The organism is Burkholderia pseudomultivorans (assembly GCF_902499075.1).
GTDB classification, from domain to species: Bacteria; Pseudomonadota; Gammaproteobacteria; order Burkholderiales; family Burkholderiaceae; genus Burkholderia; species Burkholderia pseudomultivorans.
Genome location: NZ_CABVPP010000004.1, coordinates 120,913 through 141,766 on the forward strand (window position 1 = coordinate 120,913; position 20,854 = coordinate 141,766).

A 20,854-nucleotide genomic window follows, 5' to 3' on the forward strand; every position below is an offset into this window, starting at 1 on the left:
TCGGTCGCGCGACGTCATGCATGCGTGCGCGGCTGCGACTGCGACCGCAACTGCAATCGTCCTTGAACCCGCAAGGCCGACCGATCGTCGCCACACCCGCATCGCCTCACGAAACGCCATTGCATCGGAGCCGAGCGCGCGTACACCGCGGCACCTCATAACGTTCCGACAATTTATTGGTTCCCTCGACGAGGCGTCTGTCCGTATCGTTCACCCCGAATCGTCAGACCTAACGACCAACGGGGGAATCCAGTCATGAAACGCATCAGGTCACTCGCCTTGCTCGCCCTGCCGGCATCGCTCTACGCGGCCGGCGCGCACGCGCAAAGCAGCGTCACGCTGTACGGCATCGTCGATGCCGGCATCGCGTACGTGCACAACGCGCAGAACGCGAACGGCAGCAACGCGTCGAACCTCGTCAAGTTCAGCAGCGGCAACCTGTCCGGCAGCCGCTGGGGGCTGCGCGGCACCGAGGATCTCGGCGGCGGGCTCGCCGCGCTGTTCCAGCTCGAGAACGGCTTCAACATCGGCACGGGCGCGCTCGGCCAGGGCCAGCGCGAGTTCGGCCGCAAGGCGATCGTCGGCCTGTCGAGCGGCACGTACGGCACCGTGACGCTCGGCCGCCAGTACGATCCGGTCGTCGATCTCGTGCAGGGGCTCACGGAGGACAACTACTTCGGCGGCGTGTTCGCGACGCCCGGCGATCTCGACAACTACGACAACAGCCTGCGCGTGAGCAATTCGGTGAAGTACACGAGTCCGCTGATCGCCGGCTTCCAGGCCGAAGCGCTGTACGGCTTCGGCGGCGTCGCCGGTGCGACGGGCAGCGGGCGCACGTACAGCTTCGCGCTCGGCTATGCGAACGGCCCGCTGTCGCTCGGCGCCGGCTACTTCTTCGCGAACGGCGGCACGACGACCGCGAACGGCATCCGCTCGTGGACGAGCAGTTCGGACACGCTGTTCAACACCGTGATCAATCAGGGCTTCTCGAGCGCGAAGTCGATTCAGATCGTGCGCGTGGCCGGCCAGTACGTAGCCGGGCCGGCGACGTTCGGCATCGCGTATTCGAATACGCAATACGGCGCCGACACGCTGTCGGCGTTCCGCCAGACCGCGAAGTTCAACAACGGCTCCGCGTTCTTCAACTGGCAGTTCTCGCCGGCATTGCGCGCGGGCGTCGGCTACAACTACACGTCGCTGACGGGGCCGACCTCCGCGCATTACAACCAGGTCAACGTCGGGGCCGACTATGCGCTGTCGAAACGCACCGATCTGTATGCGCTGTTCGGCTATCAGAAGGCGAGCGGCCATACGCTCGACGCGAACGGCGCGCGTGTGAATGCGACCGCGTCGGTCGGGTCGTACGGTGTCAATTCCGGTACCGATACGCAGGAACTGGCGATCGTCGGGATCCGGCACAAGTTCTGACCGCTGCGCGCTGCCGCGATAGCGGCGTATCGGCAAGCGTCGCGACGGGCGCGCACTGCGGTGTGCGCCCGTTTTTTTGCTCGCTCGAAAACAAGGCGCCCCATAGCGTGAGCCGCGTGTGCGGCCCGTCACTGGCGGAGGCCGGCGAACCGGACCGTTAGTTGCGTCAACGTGCCGATTGTCGCGATCCGGTCGTCGGCCTGTCGATGACATCGACGGAAAGTGTGCCGCCAAAACGACCGAACAGTTCCGTACCGACAGCACCGGACTGTCCATGGCCAGCGCGTCGTACGCGGCCGAATAATCCTTCAGTCGACGACAGCGACCGACATCGCCGAAGCCGAAGCGAACCGCAAGCGAGCCGACAGCGGTTCGGCTATATTCACACCTTGCTTTTCGTCAGGCGAATACGCCGCGCGCGACGCTCGCATGCGCGCGCGGCCGCCGACGCCAGGCAAACGAACCCTTCAAGGGTGACGGAGACTCGTCCGGTCATCGGCCGCCCACAAGGCGACCGGCGCGCCGGACGTCAATAGAAATATCAATCGATATGGAGATGGCTGATGGAACGAAGCATTGTCGGCATGCGCTGCAAACCCCTGATCACGGCCGCACTCGCCGTCGCCGCATTCGGCGCGGCGTCGGGCGCACTGGCCGATCAGGTCGTCAAGATCGGCAGCGTTGAACCGACGACGGGCGGCATCGCACACCTCGGCAAGGACAACGAGAACGGCGCGCGCCTCGCGGTCGAGGAAATCAACGCGAAGGGGCTGACGATCGGCGGCCAGAAAATCACGCTGCAGTTCGACCCGCAGGACGACGCGGCCGACCCGCGTCAGGCGACGCAGGTTGCGCAGAAGCTCGTCGACGACAAGGTCGTCGCCGTGATCGGCCATCTGAACTCGGGCACGTCGATCCCCGCCTCGAAGATCTACAGCGACGCGGGCATCGTGCAGATTTCGCCGTCGGCGACGAACCCGACCTACACGCAGCAGGGCTTCAAGACGACGTATCGCGTGGTCGCGACCGACGCGCAGCAAGGCCCGGCGCTCGCAAGCTACGCGCAGTCGAACGGCGTGAAGACGGTGGCCGTCGTCGACGATTCGACCGCGTACGGCCAGGGTCTCGCGAACGAGTTCGAGAAGAAGGCGAAGGCGCTCGGCCTGAAGGTGCTGTCACACGACGCGACGAACGACAAGGCGGTCGACTTCCGCGCGATCCTGACGAAGATCAAGGGCGAAAACCCCGACGCGATCATGTACGGCGGCATGGACGCGACCGGCGGCCCGCTCGCGAAGCAGGCGAAGCAGCTCGGCCTGCGCGCGAAGATCCTGTCGGGCGACGGTGTCTGCACCGACCAGCTCGCGCAGCTCGCCGGCCCCGCGGCCGACAACGTGCTCTGCTCGCAGGCCGGCGCGGCCATCGAGAAGATGCCGGGCGGCGCCGCGTTCGTCGCGAAGTATCAGAAGCGCTTCAACCAGGGCATCAAGTTCGATGCGCCGTTCGCGTACGACGCCGTGTACATCGTCGTCGACGCGATGAAGCGCGCGAACTCGACCGACCCCGCGAAGATCCTGGCCGCGATGCCGGCGACGAAGTACGAAGGCGTGATCGGCACGACGACGTTCGATTCGAAGGGCGACCTGACGCACGGGATCATTTCGATCTACGGCTACAAGGGCGGCAAGAAGACCTTCCTCGATCAGGTCCGGATGTAACGGCCGCAACGCCGGCGCGACGGGTGTCGCCGCCCGTCGGCGCCGGCGCCGCGCGAGCCGGCTTTGCTTGACGGAGGACAGCAATCATGTGTGCGATGGCGTATGCCGACTTTCAGCAGGAGTTGAAGAAGGCGCAATTGACCGCGCGCGAGTTCGCGCGCCTGATCCGGATGAACGAAAGCTCGATCACGAACTATTCGAGCAAGGGCACGGTGCCGTCGCATCTCGCCGTGATCGCAACGCTGATCGGCGCGCTGGCCGCGCATGAGATCGACTTCCGCCGCGTGATCCGGCAGACGCGGATCGAGCCGAAACGGCCGCGCGGCGTCGGGGCGTTTCCCGCAACGACCCATCCGCGTACCGCAAAGCGCGGCGACGAACAGTCGTAAAGCGCGTCAACCGGCGGCCGCGAACGGCACGCCGCCGCGCAACCAGACTATCCGTTCGGATCGCTCGCATGCGCGCACGCGCGACTTCACGACAGACGGCACGTCGCTCGATGCGCGCTTCACATGCGGCGTTCGCGATTGCTCGATCGCCCCTCGCCGCCCAGCCCTGTCATGCCACCACAGCCGCCTGTGCGGCCGCCCGGGTTCGCTGCGGCAACCGCGCCCGCATCTTCTCCATCGCCGCGACGTTGCGCGCCTGCACGTCGCCGAAGCCGCGATTCACTGCGCCGCCCGCACCTGATCGAGCAGCACCTGCAGCGGATGCCGCAACTGCCGCGCGGACATGCGCTTGACCTGACTGCGGCACGAATAGCCGGTCGCCAGCGCTTCGCCGGCCGGCTCCGATGCATCGACGTGCGCGGCCCACGACTGCGCGTAGATCGTCCGCGACGTATCGACGTTGCGCGCCTCGTGTCCATACGTGCCCGACATCCCGCAGCATCCCGCCGGCTGAACCTGGAGACGCAAGCCGCGGCGCGCGAATACCTGCACCCATTGCTTGCCGCTGTCCGGCGCATTGGTCTTCTCGGTGCAATGCGGCAGCAGCCGATACGCGCGAGCCGCGTCGCCGGCCTGTGTGTCGGCCTGCATATCACCCTTCACATCGGGCAGCACATCGAGCAACCACTCCTGCGGCAGCGCGACCGGCGGCACGTCGTGCAGCCCCGGCACCTTGCGGTATTCCTGCCGATACGTGAGCGTGATGGCGGGATCGACGCCGACGAGCGCGACGCCCGCACGCGCGAGCGCAGCCAGCTGCGTCGCGTTGCGGACCGCGGCCCGCTCGAATGCGCGCAGAAAGCCCTGCACGTGCAGCGCCTTGCCGTTCGGCGCGAGCGGCGCGAGCCACACGTGAAAGCCGAGCCGCGCGGCCAGTTCGATCAGCGTCGCCAGCTGTTCGGTGTCGAAATAGCGCGTGAACGTGTCCTGCACGATCACGACGCTGCGCGCGCGCTGCGCGTCGGTCAGCGCGGCGAGCGCATGCGGATCGGCCGGCCGCACGTCCAACTGCCGAATGACGGCCGCGAGATCGAAGCGGCTCAGCAACGGGCTGTCGACCATGCCGACGTGCCGTTCGAACAGCGTGCGCACCCAGCCCGCACGCATCAGTCCGTTGTATAGCGCCGGCACGCGCGCGAACCACGGCACCGTGAATTCGAGCGAGCCGATCAGGTAGTCGCGCAGCGGCCGCAAGTAGCGCTGGTGATAAAGCTCGAGAAAGCGTGAACGGAACTCCGGCACGCTGACCTTGACCGGACACTGTCCCGCGCAGGACTTGCACGCGAGGCATCCGGCCATTGCGTCGTACACGTCGTGCGAAAAGTCCGCTGCGCCGCGACGTGCGGCGCGCGTGTTGCGCCAGCGGTCGACGAAGCCGCGCAGCCACGGCTGCCGCTCGCGTGCGGCGGCGAGCACGTCGGCGCCCGCTTCTCCTTGCAGACGCAACCATTCGCGCATCAGCGACGCGCGCCCCTTCGGCGAATGCACGCGTTCGCGCGTCGCCTTCCATGACGGACACATCGCGTCGTCCGGATCGAAGTTGTAGCACGCGCCGTTGCCGTTGCAGTGCATCGCGGTGCCGTAGCTTTGCCACACGCGTTCGTCGATCTGCCGGTCGTGCTCGCCGCGCGTCGGCACTTCGTCGATCTTCAGCAGCCGCATCGCGGGCTGCGGCGGCGTCGCGATCTTGCCCGGATTGAACTGGTTGTGCGGATCGAACGCGGCTTTCAGCTGCTGCAGCGCCGGATACAGTTCGCCGAAGAACGCCGGCGCATATTCGGAACGCACGCCCTTGCCGTGCTCGCCCCACAGCAGGCCGCCATGCCGCTGCGTCAGCGCGGCTACCGCATCCGACACGGGCCGCACCAGCGCCGCCTGCTTCGGGTCCTTCATGTCGAGCGCCGGGCGCACGTGCAGCACGCCCGCATCGACGTGGCCGAACATCCCGTACCGCAGCCCGTAGCCGTCGAGCAGCGCACGGAATTCGGCGATATACGCGGCGAGATGCTCGGGCGGCACGGCCGTGTCTTCGACGAACGGCTGCGGGCGCGCTTCGCCCTGCACGTTGCCGAGCAGCCCGACCGCGCGCTTGCGCATCGCGTAGACGCGCTTCACCGCATCGTCGCCGGCCGCGATCGTATGGCCGAGGCGCTCGACCGTCGTGTCGGCGCGCAGATGCTCGACGAACGCGCGTACGCGCGCGTCGACCTCGTCGGCATCGTCGCCGCTGAACTCGATCAGGTTGATGCCGAGCGTCGGGCGCCGGTCGTCCTGCGGGAAATAGTCGGCGACGCTGCTCCACACGAAATCCTTCATGGCGAGCATCAGCACGGTCGAGTCGACGGTTTCGATCGACAGCGGCTTGAGCTCGAGCAGCGCGCGCGCATCGCGCAGCGCCTCCATGAAGCCCGCGTAGCGCACGTTGACGAGCACCGAGTACTTCGGAATCGGCAGCACGTTGAGCGTCGCCTCGACGACGAAGCCGAGCGAGCCTTCCGCGCCGCACAGCACGCTGTTGAGGTTGAACCGGCCGTCGGCCTCGCGCAGGTGCGCGAGATCGTAGCCGGTCAGGCAGCGGTTCAGCTTCGGGAACTTCGCGTCGATCAGCGCGGCGTGGTCGTCGCCGATCCGGCGCGCGGTGCGATAGACCTCGCCGATCCGGTCCTGCCGCGCGCAGCGGCGCACCAGCTCGTCGTCGGACAGCGCGGTGCTATGCAGCCGCTCGCCGCCCGGCAGCACGAAATCGAGCGCGAGCACGTGATCGCGCGTCTTGCCGTACGTGCAGCTGCCCTGCCCGCTCGCATCGGTGTTGATCATCCCGCCGATCGTCGCGCGGTTCGACGTCGACAGCTCCGGCGCGAAAAACAGTCCGTGCGGCTTCAGCGCCGCATTGAGCTGATCCTTGACGACGCCCGCCTGCACGCGCACCCGGCGCCGCTCGACATCGATCTCGAGAATCCGGTTCAGGTTGCGCGACAGATCGACGACGAGCCCGTCGGTCAACGACTGTCCGTTCGTGCCGGTGCCGCCGCCGCGCGGCGCGACGACGACGCCGCGATGCGCCGGCTGCGCGAGCAGCCGCGCGAGCCGTTCGACGTCGCCTACGTCGGCCGGGCACACGACCGCCTGCGGCAGGCGCTGATAGATCGAGTTGTCGGTCGCCTGCACCGTGCGGTTCGCGTAGTCCGCGCGGATCTCGCCGGCAAAGCCGGCCGCCCGCAGCGCATCGAGAAAGTCGCGATAGGCGGTGGCGGTCGGGGCGGCGGGACGGGGCAACGGAGCGATCGGCATCGGAGGAACAGGTCAAGAGAATGAATCGGTCCGCGGCCGCCGCCGAATCATGAATTTTGAGCAAGTTTCCGCGCGGCCGGGGTTTCCAGTATCGTTCGGGTCATGGCCGCAAACAAACGTATTCTTGTCCGTCGACACTTGCATAAAACTCATGAATTACCGGCGTCTGACTCCGTCCATGTCGTTGCTGCTCGTCTTCGAGGCCGCCGCGCGTCATGAGAGCTACACGCGCGCGGCCGACGAGCTGTCGCTGAGCCAGAGCGCGATCAGCCGGCAGATCCAGACGCTCGAGGATCAGCTCGGCGTGCCGCTGTTCCGGCGCGAAGGCCGCTCGGTGAAGCTGACCGACGTCGGCCGCCGCTACTTCGCCGAGGTCGGCGGTGCGCTCGGCCGCATTCGCGGCGCGACGCTGCAGGCGATGTCGCATCAGGCGGGCGCCGGCACGCTGCGGCTCGCGACGCTGCCGACGTTCGGCTCGAAATGGCTGCTCCCGCATCTGCACGACTTCTATGCCGCGCATCCGGGCGTGACCGTGCATCTGCATTCGCGGATCGGCAACATCGATTTCCACGTCGACGATCTCGACGCGGCGATCGCGGTCGGCACCGGCGACTGGCCGGGCCTGCATGCGCACCGGCTATACAACGAGTTTCTGATCGCGATCGCGAGCCCCGACGCGCCGCCCGACGCAAACGGCGAGCGCGCCCCTGCGTGGGCCGCTCGGCAGACGCTGCTCGGCGTGACGAGCAATCAGCACGCATGGGCGGAATGGTTTGCGCATTACCGGCTCGACCACCGCCAGATGCGGATCGGCCCGAGCTTCGAACTGACGTCGCACCTGATTCAGGCCGTGCGCGCCGGAATGGGGATCGGGCTCGTGCCGAAAGTGCTCGTCGAGGACGAGCTGAGCCGCAACGAACTGGTGTCGATCGGCGACGCGATCACGAGCCGGCGCAGTTACTACCTCGTGTACCCGCCGGAGAACGAATCGTTGCCGTCGTTGGCGGCGTTTCGGGATTGGCTCATGAACGCGCGCTGAAACGTGCGATCGAGTTCGGGTTCGGGTTCGGATCTGTTCGAAACGCCGCTTCCACGCGCGCAACCATTCCGTCGGCATGCGCGGTTACAGGAGTTCCTCTCATGAACGCCGAAATCGGTACTGAAATCGCTGTCGTCGGCCCCGGCGCCATCGGCACCACGGTCGCGGCGGCACTGCACGAAGCGGGCCGCACGCCCTTGCTGTGTGGCCGCACGCGTCGCGATGAGTTGACGCTGCGCGATGGCGACCGCCTCATCGTCGTGCCCGGCCCGGTCCGAACGGATCCCGCGGAAATCGATCGCACGGTCGATCTCGTCTTCCTGTCAGTCAAGGCAACGCAAACTGCCGCGGCCGCAGAATGGCTGGCGGCGCTGACCGGGCCGGAAACCATGGTGTGTGTCTTGCAGAACGGAATCGAGCAGTCGGATACGGTGGCCCCGCATTGTTCGCAGGGGCGGATCGTTCCCGCGGTCGTATGGTTCCCCGCGCAGGCGCAACCGGACGGCTCGGTACGCTTGCGAGGCGAAGTGCGCCTCAGCCTGCCGGATACGGCGGATGCCCGCACGGTAGCCGACGCGTTGCGCGGGACGCGATGCGCCGTGGACGTGACGGCCGCCTTCAGTTCTCTGGCCTGGCGCAAATTGCTGCAGAACGCGGTAGCCGGTCTTATGGCGCTCGCGGTCCGCCGCTCGGGCATGTTCGGCCGCCCCGACATCGCCGAGCTTGCGCTGGCTTATCTGCGCGAATGCCTGGCGGTGGCTCGCGCGGAAGGCGCTGAACTCGGCGACGAGGTGCCCCAAGCGATTCTCGACAAGTTCCGTGCAGCGCCTGCCGACATGGGCACCTCCATCCTCACGGACCGGGAAGCCGGCCGGCCATTGGAATGGGATATCCGCAACGGTGTCATCTCGCGTCGCGGCCGGATGCACGGCATTCCGACTCCGATCAGCGACGTCCTTGTGCCGCTCCTCGCGGCCGCGAGCGACGGGCCGGGTTGATGCCGTGATCAGCGCTCGTGCCGTTCGCCCTCTTGCTCGGCGCATTCGGAGCCGGGGGCATTCCCGACCTTTTCGACATGAAGAAAGTGCATGCCCACCGCTCGCTACTCCGAACCGCTTCCCTACTGGTTTCCTTTTGCGTTCCCAGCACGGGACACGCAACTTCCTTCAATTGCCATCGGGCCGGCCATCCGACCGAACGAACTATTTGCGCCGTCCCAGAGCTGTCAAAACTCGACGATCAGCTTGTGATCGCGGTCGCTCGCGACACAATGTGTCGGCAGCTCCGGTGATTCCGGTCTCTATGAAATGAGAACGATCCATGTTAACGAGCGCGCCGACGCAGCCGGTTTGACGTTCGATGCAGTTTCATGGAACGGTCAGAACAGCGGACGGGAATTCAATGGTGATGCCGTCGTGCGAGCCGACAGCAAGGCGTTATATGCAGGTGCGGATGCGTGCCAGCTCGATTTTGCTATTCGCGGCGCGCAATTGTGGGTCGGGCAACGCGGTCAATGCGGCAAAGTACTAGGGCACGGCGACAATGTCGATTTTCAAGGCCCGTATGTCGGTGACGAGCACGTTCGCAAAAAGGACTTCGTATTTGAATGACGCACTTGCACTGTTGTTCGCGGGCAGCGGACGCTAGATCTCACCTACGTGATGACTTTGTAGCTAGGACTGCCCGTGTGGCGCGTAACGACGTGTTCGCTCGTGAGATTGCGAGCCGCGTGTCGCGTTCCGCGCACCCCGCTCGGAACACGATCATTGTGCCGCGCCCGCTCGAGCCGCACGTTCCGCCAGCGGGCGAGTAGGAAAACCGTGATGAAAGCGATCGGGTTGGCACCCACGAGATACCACGCAGGCGCCATCGGATCAGCCCCTCTCGGCTGACTGCAAGATTACTTCCCCAAAGTCAAATCCCTTGAGATTACTCGCCTCTACGGCTCTTCGAAATTTCTCGGAAACAAATACTGTCGCCGGCTTCTCTTTCAACCGGAACATATCAACGTCCCGCACCCGCTTTTCCAAGAGAACAATCTTATTGAATACTGTCGCCTGAGGGTAGACTTTGAATTTGGACGCATCCATATCTACAGCGCCTTCCAGCACACGCGTAACATGGAATCCGCTCATACCGTCCACTGGAGCTTGAACCGGCAATATCTGTCCGCTTGCTTGAAGGAAGGGCATCAACGCATCTAACGCTCTTTTACTAAATACGAGAAACGGAGAAAGCATCGCCTGCAAATCACAATCTTTCTTCTTGCGCGGCGTTCCCCAAGACAGTTTGGGCGGCAAAAAGCTTCCGTCAAACTTCTCTCCACAAAGCGCCGTCGCCTTTATCGCGACACTGTCGTCATATCCAATTTCACCCGCATCATCGACCTGAACCAACGCTTGGAATGCGTCGTCCTGCCTCAAGCCATAGATATTGTTCATATACCCTCACAACTCAGAAAGAACAGATTTCCACGGAGTATCTCTGGATGCATTTTGCAACGTCTCTCTTATCGTCTGAAGCTGGTCGAGAACGGCTTGCTTGCCACCCAGATCGGCATCCTGCAGCAACTGGTTTACCTTTTGGAAATACGTATTCGGATGCTTCCCGTTATGCAATATCCCGGCGAGATTGTCAGTATTATTCCGATTAGGCAAGAATACGCCATTCAATTCAGAATCGACATCAATGCCGTACTTCGAGAGGATGGCGCGCGCCGGCGCCGCTTCCTTCGCGGTATCCCCGACGATGTGGTGCGCGGCAGAGTTGGCCGGACGAGTCACGCCTGACTTTTCCATGTTATTGCTCAGCTTGACCGAACACCAGCCCCACGGATCGACCCACTGCTGTGAATTTGGCCCATAGGCATATAAGTTTCCGCCGCCGTACAGGCCGATCGGATCCTGATTGATGAACCGCCCTACGTCTGGATCATAGAAGCGGAAGGTGTTGTAGTGCAGGCCGGTGCCTTCGTCAGCATATTGCCCGGCATAGCGCAACGGTTGCTCGATCCTAGCGATGTCCTTGCTGCTCGACTCAACTTTGCCCCACGCCGTATATTGCCCGGTCCATGCCAGTTCGCCCGACTCGTCTGTCACTTCGAGTGGGGCTCCAACCAGATCAGTATGGAAGTGGTAGATCCGCGCTGCACGCTTCGCGGTGTCGATCGCTGCGGCCGCCAGCGCTTCTGCGATCACCCTGTCGACGCGGGCTGCAGGCGAGTAAGGCGCATCTGGACTGTACACATAACTGCTCACCCCGGTCTCGCGCACCTCCTGAGCGAGTCGCAGCCCCTCCCATACGAAGCGCTTCGTCTCAGTGCGCTGCTTCACTCCGCGGATGTCGAAAAACGTATCGGACTTCGCGATGCGCCGACCGAGGGGATCGTAAGCGAAGCGCGATTCCACAACACCACGCGCGTCCTGCGTGCGCACCGCGATCAGCCGATCCTGCCCGTCGTACGTGAAGCGCTGCGTCCGGTTCGCGCCGCGCGTCTTGGCCACCAGATTGCCGAACGCATCATATTCGAACCGCAGATCCTGCCACATTCGCAGACGGTTCCCTTCGACATATCCGCGGCTTCTGCGCTGCACATCGTCTAGCAGGTTACCGGCGGCATCCCACGCAAACTCCTCGAGCTGCCGGGCCAGGATGTTCACGCGGCGAGTCAGCTGTCCTGCCGGGTCGTAGTCGTACTGCGTGCTGCCGCGCAGGTTGTCACTCGTTTCGATCAGTTCACCGGCGGCGTCGTACCCGTAGTTACGCCACAGATGGCCGCGCCCGCGGCCCAGCGCCTCTAGGTGGAAACCGGCGGACTGCCAGACCTTTCGGCCGAGCGGGTCATACGCAGAACGCTGAATCAGCCGCCCTTGCGTACGCGTCACCTCGCGATGCAGGTCGTCGCGCTCGAAGTCGCTGACTATCTGATCGCCGCAACGAATTTGATGCACGTGGCCTGAGCCATAGCGCAGCATCTGCAGCTTCTGCTCGTGCGGCAATTCGAGCGTCATTACGTTGTCCAGCGCGTCGAGCGTGTACTGAACGGTTCCGTTCGCACCATGCTCGGCAACAAGGCGGCCGGCCTTGTCGTACTCGAACTCGACGGTATCCGGCGCAACGCCGAGCGCGACACCCATGGCCGTCGGGGTGCGCTCCACCTTCAGCAGCCGATCTCCCTTGTCACGCTCGTAGCGGGTCACTTCGGTCGGCGTATGCTGGACCTTCAGGTTGCCCATCCGGTCACGTTCGAAGCGGACGGTGCGGATCGGCCGATTCGAGGTTGTACCGCTGTCCGGCGCGCCGACGATGTCCAGCGCAACCAGTTCGCCGGCTTCGCCGTACCCGAACCGCCGCTCGACACCATCGGGACGTGTTTCGGTCGCTAGTCGACCGCCGGCGCTATACGTGAAGGCGTAGTGCGCGTGCCCCTGCTGTAGCTCGCGAAGCCGCCCCTCGGGATCGTAACGAAAGCGGGTCCGTCGACCAGCCGGATCAATTGCCTCGACAAGTTGCCCGCGCGCATTGCGCAGCGATTGTTGAATCCGGCCGCCGAGTCCGACGTGCTTCACTACGAGCCCGGCGGCATCGTATTCGAACGTTTCCGAGCTGCCGTCGGGATAGGTGATCCGACGGGGCTCACCGGTTGGACGCACGTCATACGAGATGCGCTGCCCGAGCGCGTTCTCGCGTGCGAGCGGAAGGCCGAACGCGTCGAAGAACGCACGCGTTGTCTTGCCTGAGCAGTCCGTGTAGCCGACCAGCTCGCCAAGGCGGTTCCACGCCAGCATTTTGCGGCCGCCGCGTGCATCGATGTGCGCGGTCGGCAGCGCGGTCAATCCCGTGGGATATTCGTAGCGATTCTCACGGCCCAGTGGATCCTGAGTCGACAGCAACCGACCTTGTGGATCGTATTCGGCGCGCCAGGCGCCGCCATCGGCCCCGATGATCTCGACGGGCCGCATGCTGTTACCGTCATAGCGGGTACGCGTCGTGCGCCCGAGCGGGTCGGTCTCGGCAACGATTCGGCCGGCGTCGTCGTACTCAAACTCGACCGTGCGCTCACCCGGCAGCATGAGCATCGTCGGCATACCCGCGTCGTTGTACTTGATCCGATAGAAGCCACCGTCGAGGTCGGTGTACTCGATGATCTGGAACGCAGCGTCGAAACGCCAATGCGCAGTACGGCCGTCAGCATGCCGAACGCGGGTTTGCCGACCGTCGACGTCGTACTCGAAAGTCCAGTGTTCACCCTCGCTGGTGTTCGTCTCGACGACCCGCCGCTGTCCTTCGATCGTTGACCACACGTAGCTCGACGTGAAACCCAGCGCATTGGAATGGCTCGTTATCAGGCCGTCGGCATACCTGAATCGGCGCACGATCGCGCCGTTTGCATCCGTCACAGAGGTGAGTTGGCCGTTTTCGTCGTACCCGTACGTAACGGCAACCCGGCGCTCGTCACCGTGAACGAGCGTGACCGCGCCAAGGCGGCCATGCTCCGGTTCATAATCGAGCGCAGCCTGCAGGCCGCCGCACGTCTGGATCTCGGTGACGCGGCCACGGCTGTCGCGCTCGAACTGGTACCACTGTCCGGCCTGATCCTCAATACGGCGCACCCACGCAATACGCCCGGAATCCGGCTCGTATCGGCCGAAGTCGTAATATGTCTCGCCGATGTCATGCAGGATGTAGCGGCCATCCGGCGTGCACGTCAAGTATCGCTGGTCGGCCTCGCTGAAAGCCGCTTGCCCGGTACGCAATAGCGGGAATCCGCTCTCACGCCCTTGGGCGTCGGTGTACCAGAGGCGTCCGTCTCGCGCTTGAAGTCGAAGTTCCCACGGCAGCACCCAGCCGCGGCCGAGCGTGCCTACGTAGTTGAGGCTGCTCGAATAGAATCGCTTGATCGCGACCGGAATCGGGCTCGGGATGACGTAGTCGATTTCTGATTCGGCCAACAGAATCTTCCGACCCGTCGTGACGTCGACCGGGTTGCCGAACATCCCGCCGATCGCCTTGTTGATCGCGGGACCGGCAACATAGCGACCTACGGCTTCGCCCAATACGTATCCACCGATAAACTTCGCAGCGCACGGCAAGACCGCGCGCGATAAACCGCCTGCCGCCTTCAGCAGCCCACCGAGTCCCCCGACCAAACCGGCAAGTGCAAAGGCCCAGTCGGTCGCAGTCCGCAGCCACGGCGGGACTTCATCGTCGACCGGGAGATACGTCTGGGTGCCGCCGTGGAAGAAGGTGTCGTGCGAACCACCGCCGATCGTCGCGCCGCAAGTGATCTTGTCGTCCTTGCGGGCCGCAGGCCGATTGTTGATGAAGATGTTTGTCGAGCCCTGCGCGACCAGCGGAACGGGGTTGTGCTTGCTGCACGCCACGCCGCTCAGCGTCGCATAGGCCGCCGGCTTGCCGTTGACATAGACGTTCGTCGAGCCGGTGATGATGTTGCCGGACTGGGAGCTGAACATCTTGCCGATCGCCTCGCCTAACGATAGCAGCCCCTGTGCACCGATGCCTGCTGCCATACCCGCCAGCAGCGCCACACCGAATCCACACGTGAATGTCGCGAACGCCACGGCGGCGATCAGGGCGATGCCGAGTACAGCGCCGACCAGAAAGCCCGCGAGCGCGCTGGTATGCTCGATCGGATCAGTGACGCGTGCGGCTTCGTACACGATGAATGTCCTTTGCTGTTGTCATGCCGACGCTTGCTCAGCCGGCCGGTAGCCATCGAGCCAGGTGCGCCAGAATGTGTCGAAGGTGCCGTTGAAGCTTTTCGCGTTCGACGCCGTGAAGATAAGTACGCGCCCGGGCGCGACGATGAACGCGGCTTGCCGTTGAAACACCATCTTTGCGCCGTTCCGATAGGCTGTGTCGATGCGTTCTCCAGGCATCCCGTCCGCCTCAGGGCCGAGCCGCTCGGCTTGACGACCGAGCAAGCGAAGGCCCTGCAAACGGGATTTGAGCAACGTGACCTGCCGGTCGATGTATGGCGCGAGCGTTTCTCCATCCTTGAGCCAGTCGCGGGCCACACTGAGGTTCGGCTGCGTGGTCAAGTCGGCAGGCACAAGCAGATTGGTTGTGCGATCCTCGAAACCGTCTGGCAGTACGATGCTGCCTTCGTGAATCCGGATGCGGTTTTCGGAATCGGTCATGCGGGTAATCTCGTGAAACGGGGAAGTCGAAAGGAGTCAGGCGCCTTGGTAAAACTCAGTTGCCGGGCGGTGCGGTAGCGGCGTCCTGACGCAAACGCAAACCGCCCAACAACAACGCAACCTGCGAGATGAGCCAGACGTAGAAAGCAATGCCGAAGCCCGTGATCGGAGTGGCGTCGGCTTCGTTGAAGTACCACTTCGTCGTGAACAGTGAGCAGAGTGCGCATACGACTGCCGCGCCGGAAAATACGCTGGCGCGTCCGTATCGTGCACGGCCAAACTGGACCGCAGCGATCACATAAAGCGGATTGGCGAGCCATGAAGGATTGAGCATCAGCAACCCCCACCAGCCCTGAGCGAGAACGGACATCCCGATGAGCGGGGCTTCCTTTTCGAAATACATCGCGGGCAGCAGCAGCGAGACGACATACAGCCCGACCGATACCCCCAGGACGGTTCCTCGTCGAACGCGTGGCAGCGATTCCAAGGCACGCGTCATTGCCTGATTCCTTCGCAAGTCGGATTATCGATTGCCCACACGCTCATTCCGTTTGGCCAGCCGGTGTCACGACCTTTTCGCCACGCGCGCGCATGTCCGCGCGTTGCGCTTTCGGATCGACCGGCGGCCACGGCGCACCAGCCGCTACAATCTTGCGGCGGATTGCGTCGATGCGCGCACGCGCCGGCGAATCGGGCGTCGTGTGGTTTTTCAGTTCGTTCTGCAGCACCCAACCGTAAGAAACGCCGAGTTCGCTGGAGATCTTCGGGTCAGCGCCATGCGCGAGCAAGTAGTCGACGGTATCCCACTGCTGAATCATCGTCGCCTCGAATAGCGCCGTTTTTCCAAGCGAATCGCGGCCATTCACATTCGCCTTATGTTCGATCAGCAGCTTCAACTGGGGCAGCAGCTTGTTCTCGGCGACTTCAAAAATCATTGGCGTGTCGCCGCTTGGCCGCCAGTTGGGATCGAGGCCACCGTCCAGCAGCACGCGCAGCAGATTCGGCGTGTCGGCGCGCAACGCAACATCGACGACCGTCCCACCGCTGGCTCCGACCGGCGCCTTGGGATCAGCACCATTCTTGAGGAGCGCCGAGATAATCTGATAGCGCGTGTTTGACGCATCGTTCTTTACCGGGACGATCTCCTGCACAGCATACGACAGTAGCGTCGTATTTTTTGCGCCCGGTGCATTCAGATCGGTCTTCGGCGCGAGCTGCTGCACGCGGTTAAGGTCGCCGTCATGAATGGCCTGAGCCAACGCGAGCTGCTGCCCCGAGAAGAATTCTTCCGGTGCGTAACGTTTGAAGCCAGTCATGTTCGTCCCTTGAGCTTGAGTGGGCCACCAAAGCGGTGAGGTCGCTCCCACGAGCACGGCAATCGCGCCAGCGGTTATCGCTTTCTTGTATTGCATGTCAATGTGATGAATTCAATTGGGACACCAGGTCGAACTCGTCTTTCGCGACCTGCTGGTTCATCCCGTTCGTTACGTCGCCCATCATGTGGCGCCCAACCGTGGTGATGCTTTCGCCGTCGAGGGTGACGGGTGTACCGACCGCTTTGGGCATGAGCTGCGCAGTGCCATCGCTAATCGGCCCGAGCCGGCCTTCCTGTAGCCCGGTCAAGATATCGCCATCTACCCGATAGGCCGTGATGTTGGTCGGTTGAACGGTCCCACCGTACTGCGCCACTGTCCCCGGATTGAGGCCAGCCGCATTGAACGTCATTGCCGAGCTACCGCTGGCTTCTGCGGCCGCCGAGGCCAGCCCACCGCCTAGGGAATGCCCGGTGAAATCGACGCCCGAGGACGCACCTGCGGCCTGGATGTTCTTGCCGATGGAGACCGCACTACGATAGTACGGTGCATCGGCACCAAGCCCCTGCGCCATGTTGTTGGTCATGTCTTCGCCGAAGAGTTGCTGCGTTCCCTTGAACGCGATCGAAGGTTTCATGCTGTCGCCGAAGACCTTGGGATCGGGAACATACATCTGTGCCCCAAAATTGCTACCGCCTTTCAGGAAATCGCTCGGCTTCAAGCCAAACGCCTTGAGCGCTTCCGGATCGTTGGTGACCATCTTCCAGCCGGTGGGCGGTGGATCGTTCGGGTGATAAACGTGATCAGCCAGTTTCGCCATTTGCTGGGCTTTCAGGGAATTCGCCAGCTTGCCCGCGGCGGCGCGAGTCGCGGGATCAGGGCTCGCCAGCCCTTGGGCAATCATCGCTTGTGCTTCCGCCCACTGAAGCGCAAGCGCTTGTTCAGGCGCCTGTGCACTGCCCTGATTCAGGTGGATGACGGGCGCGTCGAGATAGATCCCGTTCGCGTTCATAAGGATCGTCGACGGTCCGTGCGCCAGCTTGATGCCGTCCGGCGTCATCGTCACGATGCTTTCGCCGACACGAAACTCCATGCCGTCGCTGGCCTGGTGACTCTGCATCCCGGGGCCGGCCTTGCTAGCGATCGCCTTCGTGTTGATCACGTTCGCGGTGGTGTCGCGCGTCAGTGCGATGGTTTCCGACAGCCCGCCCTGTGCAATCTGCTTGGTTTCGCTGCCCTTGAGCAATGAAACAGTGCGCGCGCCGGCTTCGACAGTATGCGTTTCGGAATCCTTGATCACGGTCTTCATATCCTTCTGCGCATGCAGAAAGACTTCCTGAGCACCGTTCACGTCGGAAAACCGCAACTCGTTCGAGCCCTGTCCTTTGTGCGTCTGGCTCTTGATCCCCATCGTCTGGCCAGCCGCACCGTGGTACGGATTGCCTTGCTCGCCGTTGAAGACGCGCCCCACAATCACCGGGTTATCAGGATCGCCCTGATTGAACGAGACCAGAACTTCCTGCCCGATCCGCGGAATCGCAGCTGCACCCCACCCTGCACCCGCCCATGGCTGGGACACTCGAATCCACATCGAGTCAGACCCATCCATCTGGCCGCGCCGATCCCACAAGAAGTGCAGCTTCACGCAACTGCCATTCGTATGGATTTGCTCGCCTTTTGGGCCGACAACAATCGCTGACTGAGTTCCATGGATGACCGGCTTCGGCGTGTTACGCGGCGCGCGGTACGGAATGTTTTGCGGCAGAAGCGCAAACGAGTTGCGGTACGGCATCTTCGCGGCATGCTGCGTGTAGTCGTTCACCGCTTCATGCCGCACGTGCAGGATTGCGTATTCCTGATTGTTTGCCATCACGGGATGGTTGGCTACCGTCACACTGCCTGCGGTGGTCATCCTCCATGCATAGCCGCTACCGGTATATCGATGCGCCTGCGCTTCCTCCGCCTGCATCGCAATGCGCGCGTAGCGATTTCCGTCGTCACCGTGGTCATACAGCGACTGGTGCTCGAAACGCTCGGTCGCGTCGAGCCGCGCGTGTCGCAACGTCTGCGGCTCAGCTTGTACGAGCATCAGCGGCGACGACGGATTCTGATGATTGAAATCCTGGAACGTAACCTTGCCGACGCCAAAACGCCGCCCTTCGTGCAGCTGATCGATTCCGTTGAACTCACTGGCTTCGCTGTCCGCGTAAGGAACCGTCGTGAGTCCTTCGATCGGGCGGAACACGAAGTTGGTATCACCGATCACGAGAATGTGTTTGTCCTTCTCGTAGCGGTGCGTCCAGATCAGCCCTTCCTGCTCCATCAATCGTGCGCAGAAGTTGTAATACGACTCCTGGTACATCACGATGTACTCGATGGGTTTCTGGGCGGTCCGGATGTCGAACTCGAAGTCGGTGAACCCGTGATCCTGGAAAATCTCGCCGAGGATCTAGCGCGAAGTCTTGTTCTGGAAAATTCGGCAATCGGTCGAGCGCGTCAGGAACCAGAACCAGGGCACCACGGTCATGTGGTACTGCGTTACGCGCCCCGGATTGCCGGCGCGATCGAACGACGCGACATACCCGTCGAAATAGCGGTTATTGTCGGCACCGCCGGACATTACGATGCGTTCGAGTGTCGACTGCCGCGCATTGTGATCGAGCCGCAGCTTGATCGGCTGGCCGATCAGATGATCCGGCGTGAGATCATGCTTATGCGACAGCAAATCGAGATGAATTTCCGGCAGGCGATTGACGTGTTCGTCGATGACCGCAGCACCGACCAATAACACGTCGGGCCCGAGCGGAGACTCGATCGTCACGTACCGGTTCAGTTGCGTCAGACGAGCGACGCCGCCCGTTGCATTGTTGAGCGCATCCGCAATCGCAGCGGGCGTCTTGTTCATCAACGAGAAACCGGTCTGCGCCAGCTGGACCGCGCGTTGCACGGTGTCGAGATGGCCGGCGACGCCAGCAAGCGGGCCGATTTGGCCGGCCACTGTGGACGCAATTGGACCGGCAAGGCCAACGAGCGCACTCAGTGAGCCCAACGAATTCCCTCCGAATCCGCTCGGAATACCGCCATTCGGGGCGAAACTCATTCTTGTTCCTTTCTTCTCGTCTCAGGTTCTACCCCGGCAGACCGCCAATCCGAGGCCCCGCTACTGTAGGACAAATTCCAACACGGCGAAAGGTGCTCGAAACTACCTTTCAGTTACATTTCATCGAAAACGCAATCTATTTATCGGGCGAGGGGGCTGGTTGCCCGGACACGGCTCAGCGCATCGCAGGGTTGCGCCCGTAATAGCCGATAGCAGCGCGATCTGTACAAAGCCGGTGATCGGCACGTAGCAGGCCAAGATCCGGTCCGCTACTCTGCCCAGCTGACATCGTCATTCCCCCCAGCTATCAATTCGGGGGTCTCCCTTCCCTGCTTCGCCGGCTCGACTGCCGGTTCTGGGGCGCACGCCGGGCTCCATGCCGCAGCAAGGCCCAATAGAGGGCCGACACTGCGGTATCGCACCCTGCGAAGCGCGCCATCACCCGACACGCCCTCCACCCTCACATGTCGATAATCGGCCGAAGCAGCGCCTGTCCTTCATACAGATAACGCAGACAGCGCTCGCGAATATCGTCGAGCGACAGCGACGACACCCGCGTCGTGATCGTGAGGCTCGCGCACATCTGCCCGGCGCGATTCGTCAGCGGCACGCCGAGGATCCGCATGCCGACCTCGTACTCCTGATCCAGTTCCACGTACCCCTGCTCCCGGATCTGCGCGACGATCGCCTTGATCTCGTCGACCGACGTGCGCGTAAACGGCGTCAGCGGCTTGCGCTCGACGCGCGCCACGTCGTCGCAGTGATCCTGATTCCTTTCGTCGGACGATTGTCCGACCGCATCGGCCGCCGCATTCCGGTCGTCGTCGGTTCGCTGGGCGCGGGGCTGCTGTCGTATGCGTATCTGTATGCGATCAGCGTCGGCAACGCGGCGGCCGCGATTCTCACGTCGGTGCTGATGTGGGGCGTCGTCTATCAGGGCTTCAATGCGGTGTTCCCGAGCTTCATGCCGGAACTCTTTCCGACGCGCACGCGCGTCTCCGCGATGTCGATCGGCCAGAACGTCGGCATGGCGCTGACTGCGCTGCTGCCGTCGCTGTTCGCGGCGATCGCGCCGCCCGGCACGCACGACATTCCACTGCGGATCGGCACCGTAACACTCGCGATCAGCGCGCTCGCGGCCGTCGCCGCATGGACGGCACGCGAGACGCACCGCACGCCGCTGCACGAACTGGGCGGCCCCGCCGCGACGCGCCGCGCCGCCGAACGTCTCGCACCAGCCAACGCGATCGAACCGCGCTGAACCAAAAACGCACAACCTGTCGCAATCGTGATGATTCGCGTCGTGTCCGGATAAAAGCGCGGCCGCCGCGGTGCCGTTAACGCGTTCGCAGCCCG

General features: G+C 63.4%; 13 protein-coding genes and 2 pseudogenes. 7 read left to right on the forward strand and 8 right to left on the reverse strand.

Annotated features, from left to right (window positions below; all coding sequences use genetic code 11):
• Nucleotides 1-255: 255 nt before the first annotated feature.
• The 3 genes from BST28156_RS05170 (at nt 256) to BST28156_RS05180 (ending at nt 3,535) form a co-directional block, all read left to right on the forward strand.
• Nucleotides 256-1,428 (forward strand): porin, encoded by a 1,173-nt coding sequence (locus BST28156_RS05170; RefSeq protein ID WP_006399239.1) that lies wholly within the window; start codon nt 256-258, stop codon nt 1,426-1,428.
• A gap of 563 nt (nt 1,429-1,991) precedes the next feature.
• Nucleotides 1,992-3,146: a branched-chain amino acid ABC transporter substrate-binding protein gene (locus BST28156_RS05175; protein WP_006399240.1), complete on the forward strand. Its 1,155-nt coding sequence runs from the start codon at nt 1,992-1,994 to the stop codon at nt 3,144-3,146.
• Nucleotides 3,147-3,232: 86 nt separating this feature from the next.
• Nucleotides 3,233-3,535 carry a DNA-binding protein gene (locus BST28156_RS05180; protein WP_012218398.1) on the forward strand — a complete coding sequence of 101 codons (303 nt, stop codon included), beginning with the start codon at nt 3,233-3,235 and terminating at the stop codon, nt 3,533-3,535.
• Nucleotides 3,536-3,814: 279 nt separating this feature from the next.
• Here BST28156_RS05180 and ydiJ read toward each other — a convergent pair whose 3' ends face one another.
• Nucleotides 3,815-6,886 (reverse strand): D-2-hydroxyglutarate dehydrogenase YdiJ, encoded by a 3,072-nt coding sequence (gene ydiJ, locus BST28156_RS05185; protein WP_012218399.1) that lies wholly within the window; start codon nt 6,884-6,886, stop codon nt 3,815-3,817.
• Nucleotides 6,887-7,037: 151 nt separating this feature from the next.
• Between ydiJ and BST28156_RS05190 the strand changes: the two genes are divergently transcribed.
• The 3 genes from BST28156_RS05190 to BST28156_RS05200 all read left to right on the forward strand — a co-directional run bounded on the left by BST28156_RS05190 (nt 7,038) and on the right by BST28156_RS05200 (nt 9,535).
• On the forward strand, nt 7,038-7,925 hold the full coding sequence (locus tag BST28156_RS05190) for a LysR substrate-binding domain-containing protein (protein ID WP_012464833.1): 888 nt from the start codon (nt 7,038-7,040) through the stop codon (nt 7,923-7,925).
• Between the two features lie 101 nt (nt 7,926-8,026).
• A complete protein-coding gene (locus tag BST28156_RS05195; protein ID WP_012218401.1) occupies nt 8,027-8,923 on the forward strand; it encodes an oxidoreductase in 897 nt (298 codons plus the stop codon).
• Between the two features lie 309 nt (nt 8,924-9,232).
• Entirely contained in the window at nt 9,233-9,535 is a 303-nt protein-coding gene (locus BST28156_RS05200; RefSeq protein ID WP_123876437.1) for a hypothetical protein, read from the forward strand.
• 264 nt (nt 9,536-9,799) lie between these two features.
• On the opposite strand, the gene BST28156_RS05205 is transcribed toward BST28156_RS05200, so the two are convergent.
• The 7 genes and pseudogenes from BST28156_RS05205 to BST28156_RS05235 form a co-directional block, all read right to left on the reverse strand.
• Nucleotides 9,800-10,366 carry an imm11 family protein gene (locus BST28156_RS05205; RefSeq protein ID WP_038442369.1) on the reverse strand — a complete coding sequence of 189 codons (567 nt, stop codon included), beginning with the start codon at nt 10,364-10,366 and terminating at the stop codon, nt 9,800-9,802.
• A gap of 6 nt (nt 10,367-10,372) precedes the next feature.
• Nucleotides 10,373-14,605 carry an RHS repeat-associated core domain-containing protein gene (locus BST28156_RS05210; RefSeq protein WP_012218403.1) on the reverse strand — a complete coding sequence of 1,411 codons (4,233 nt, stop codon included), beginning with the start codon at nt 14,603-14,605 and terminating at the stop codon, nt 10,373-10,375.
• 21 nt (nt 14,606-14,626) lie between these two features.
• Nucleotides 14,627-15,085 (reverse strand): DUF1795 domain-containing protein, encoded by a 459-nt coding sequence (locus BST28156_RS05215; RefSeq protein WP_012218404.1) that lies wholly within the window; start codon nt 15,083-15,085, stop codon nt 14,627-14,629.
• Between the two features lie 55 nt (nt 15,086-15,140).
• Nucleotides 15,141-15,584: a hypothetical protein gene (locus BST28156_RS05220; RefSeq protein WP_006416022.1), complete on the reverse strand. Its 444-nt coding sequence runs from the start codon at nt 15,582-15,584 to the stop codon at nt 15,141-15,143.
• A gap of 43 nt (nt 15,585-15,627) precedes the next feature.
• Nucleotides 15,628-16,497, reverse strand: coding sequence for an ankyrin repeat domain-containing protein (locus BST28156_RS05225; RefSeq protein WP_038442371.1), 870 nt, complete (start codon nt 16,495-16,497; stop codon nt 15,628-15,630).
• 1 nt (nt 16,498) lies between these two features.
• Nucleotides 16,499-19,498 (reverse strand): annotated as a pseudogene (locus BST28156_RS05230) (type VI secretion system Vgr family protein).
• 460 nt (nt 19,499-19,958) lie between these two features.
• Nucleotides 19,959-20,249, reverse strand: a complete 291-nt coding sequence (locus tag BST28156_RS05235; protein ID WP_230943037.1) for an IclR family transcriptional regulator domain-containing protein — start codon at nt 20,247-20,249, stop codon at nt 19,959-19,961.
• Here BST28156_RS05235 and BST28156_RS05240 point away from each other — a divergent pair.
• A pseudogene (locus BST28156_RS05240) lies at nt 20,247-20,759 on the forward strand (MFS transporter); the annotation flags it as partial. The gene BST28156_RS05235 and the pseudogene BST28156_RS05240 overlap by 3 nt on opposite strands.
• Nucleotides 20,760-20,854 lie beyond the last annotated feature (95 nt).

Coding starts and splice junctions, on each gene's coding strand:
- ydiJ (WP_012218399.1), bottom strand. CDS start 6,886: ATGCCGATCGCTCCGTTGCCCCGTCCCGCCGCCCCGACCGCCACCGCC.
- BST28156_RS05215 (WP_012218404.1), bottom strand. CDS start 15,085: ATGACCGATTCCGAAAACCGCATCCGGATTCACGAAGGCAGCATCGTA.
- BST28156_RS05190 (WP_012464833.1), top strand. CDS start 7,038: ATGAATTACCGGCGTCTGACTCCGTCCATGTCGTTGCTGCTCGTCTTC.
- BST28156_RS05225 (WP_038442371.1), bottom strand. CDS start 16,497: ATGCAATACAAGAAAGCGATAACCGCTGGCGCGATTGCCGTGCTCGTG.
- BST28156_RS05195 (WP_012218401.1), top strand. CDS start 8,027: ATGAACGCCGAAATCGGTACTGAAATCGCTGTCGTCGGCCCCGGCGCC.
- BST28156_RS05170 (WP_006399239.1), top strand. CDS start 256: ATGAAACGCATCAGGTCACTCGCCTTGCTCGCCCTGCCGGCATCGCTC.
- BST28156_RS05200 (WP_123876437.1), top strand. CDS start 9,233: ATGAGAACGATCCATGTTAACGAGCGCGCCGACGCAGCCGGTTTGACG.
- BST28156_RS05180 (WP_012218398.1), top strand. CDS start 3,233: ATGTGTGCGATGGCGTATGCCGACTTTCAGCAGGAGTTGAAGAAGGCG.
- BST28156_RS05205 (WP_038442369.1), bottom strand. CDS start 10,366: ATGAACAATATCTATGGCTTGAGGCAGGACGACGCATTCCAAGCGTTG.
- BST28156_RS05175 (WP_006399240.1), top strand. CDS start 1,992: ATGGAACGAAGCATTGTCGGCATGCGCTGCAAACCCCTGATCACGGCC.
- BST28156_RS05220 (WP_006416022.1), bottom strand. CDS start 15,584: ATGACGCGTGCCTTGGAATCGCTGCCACGCGTTCGACGAGGAACCGTC.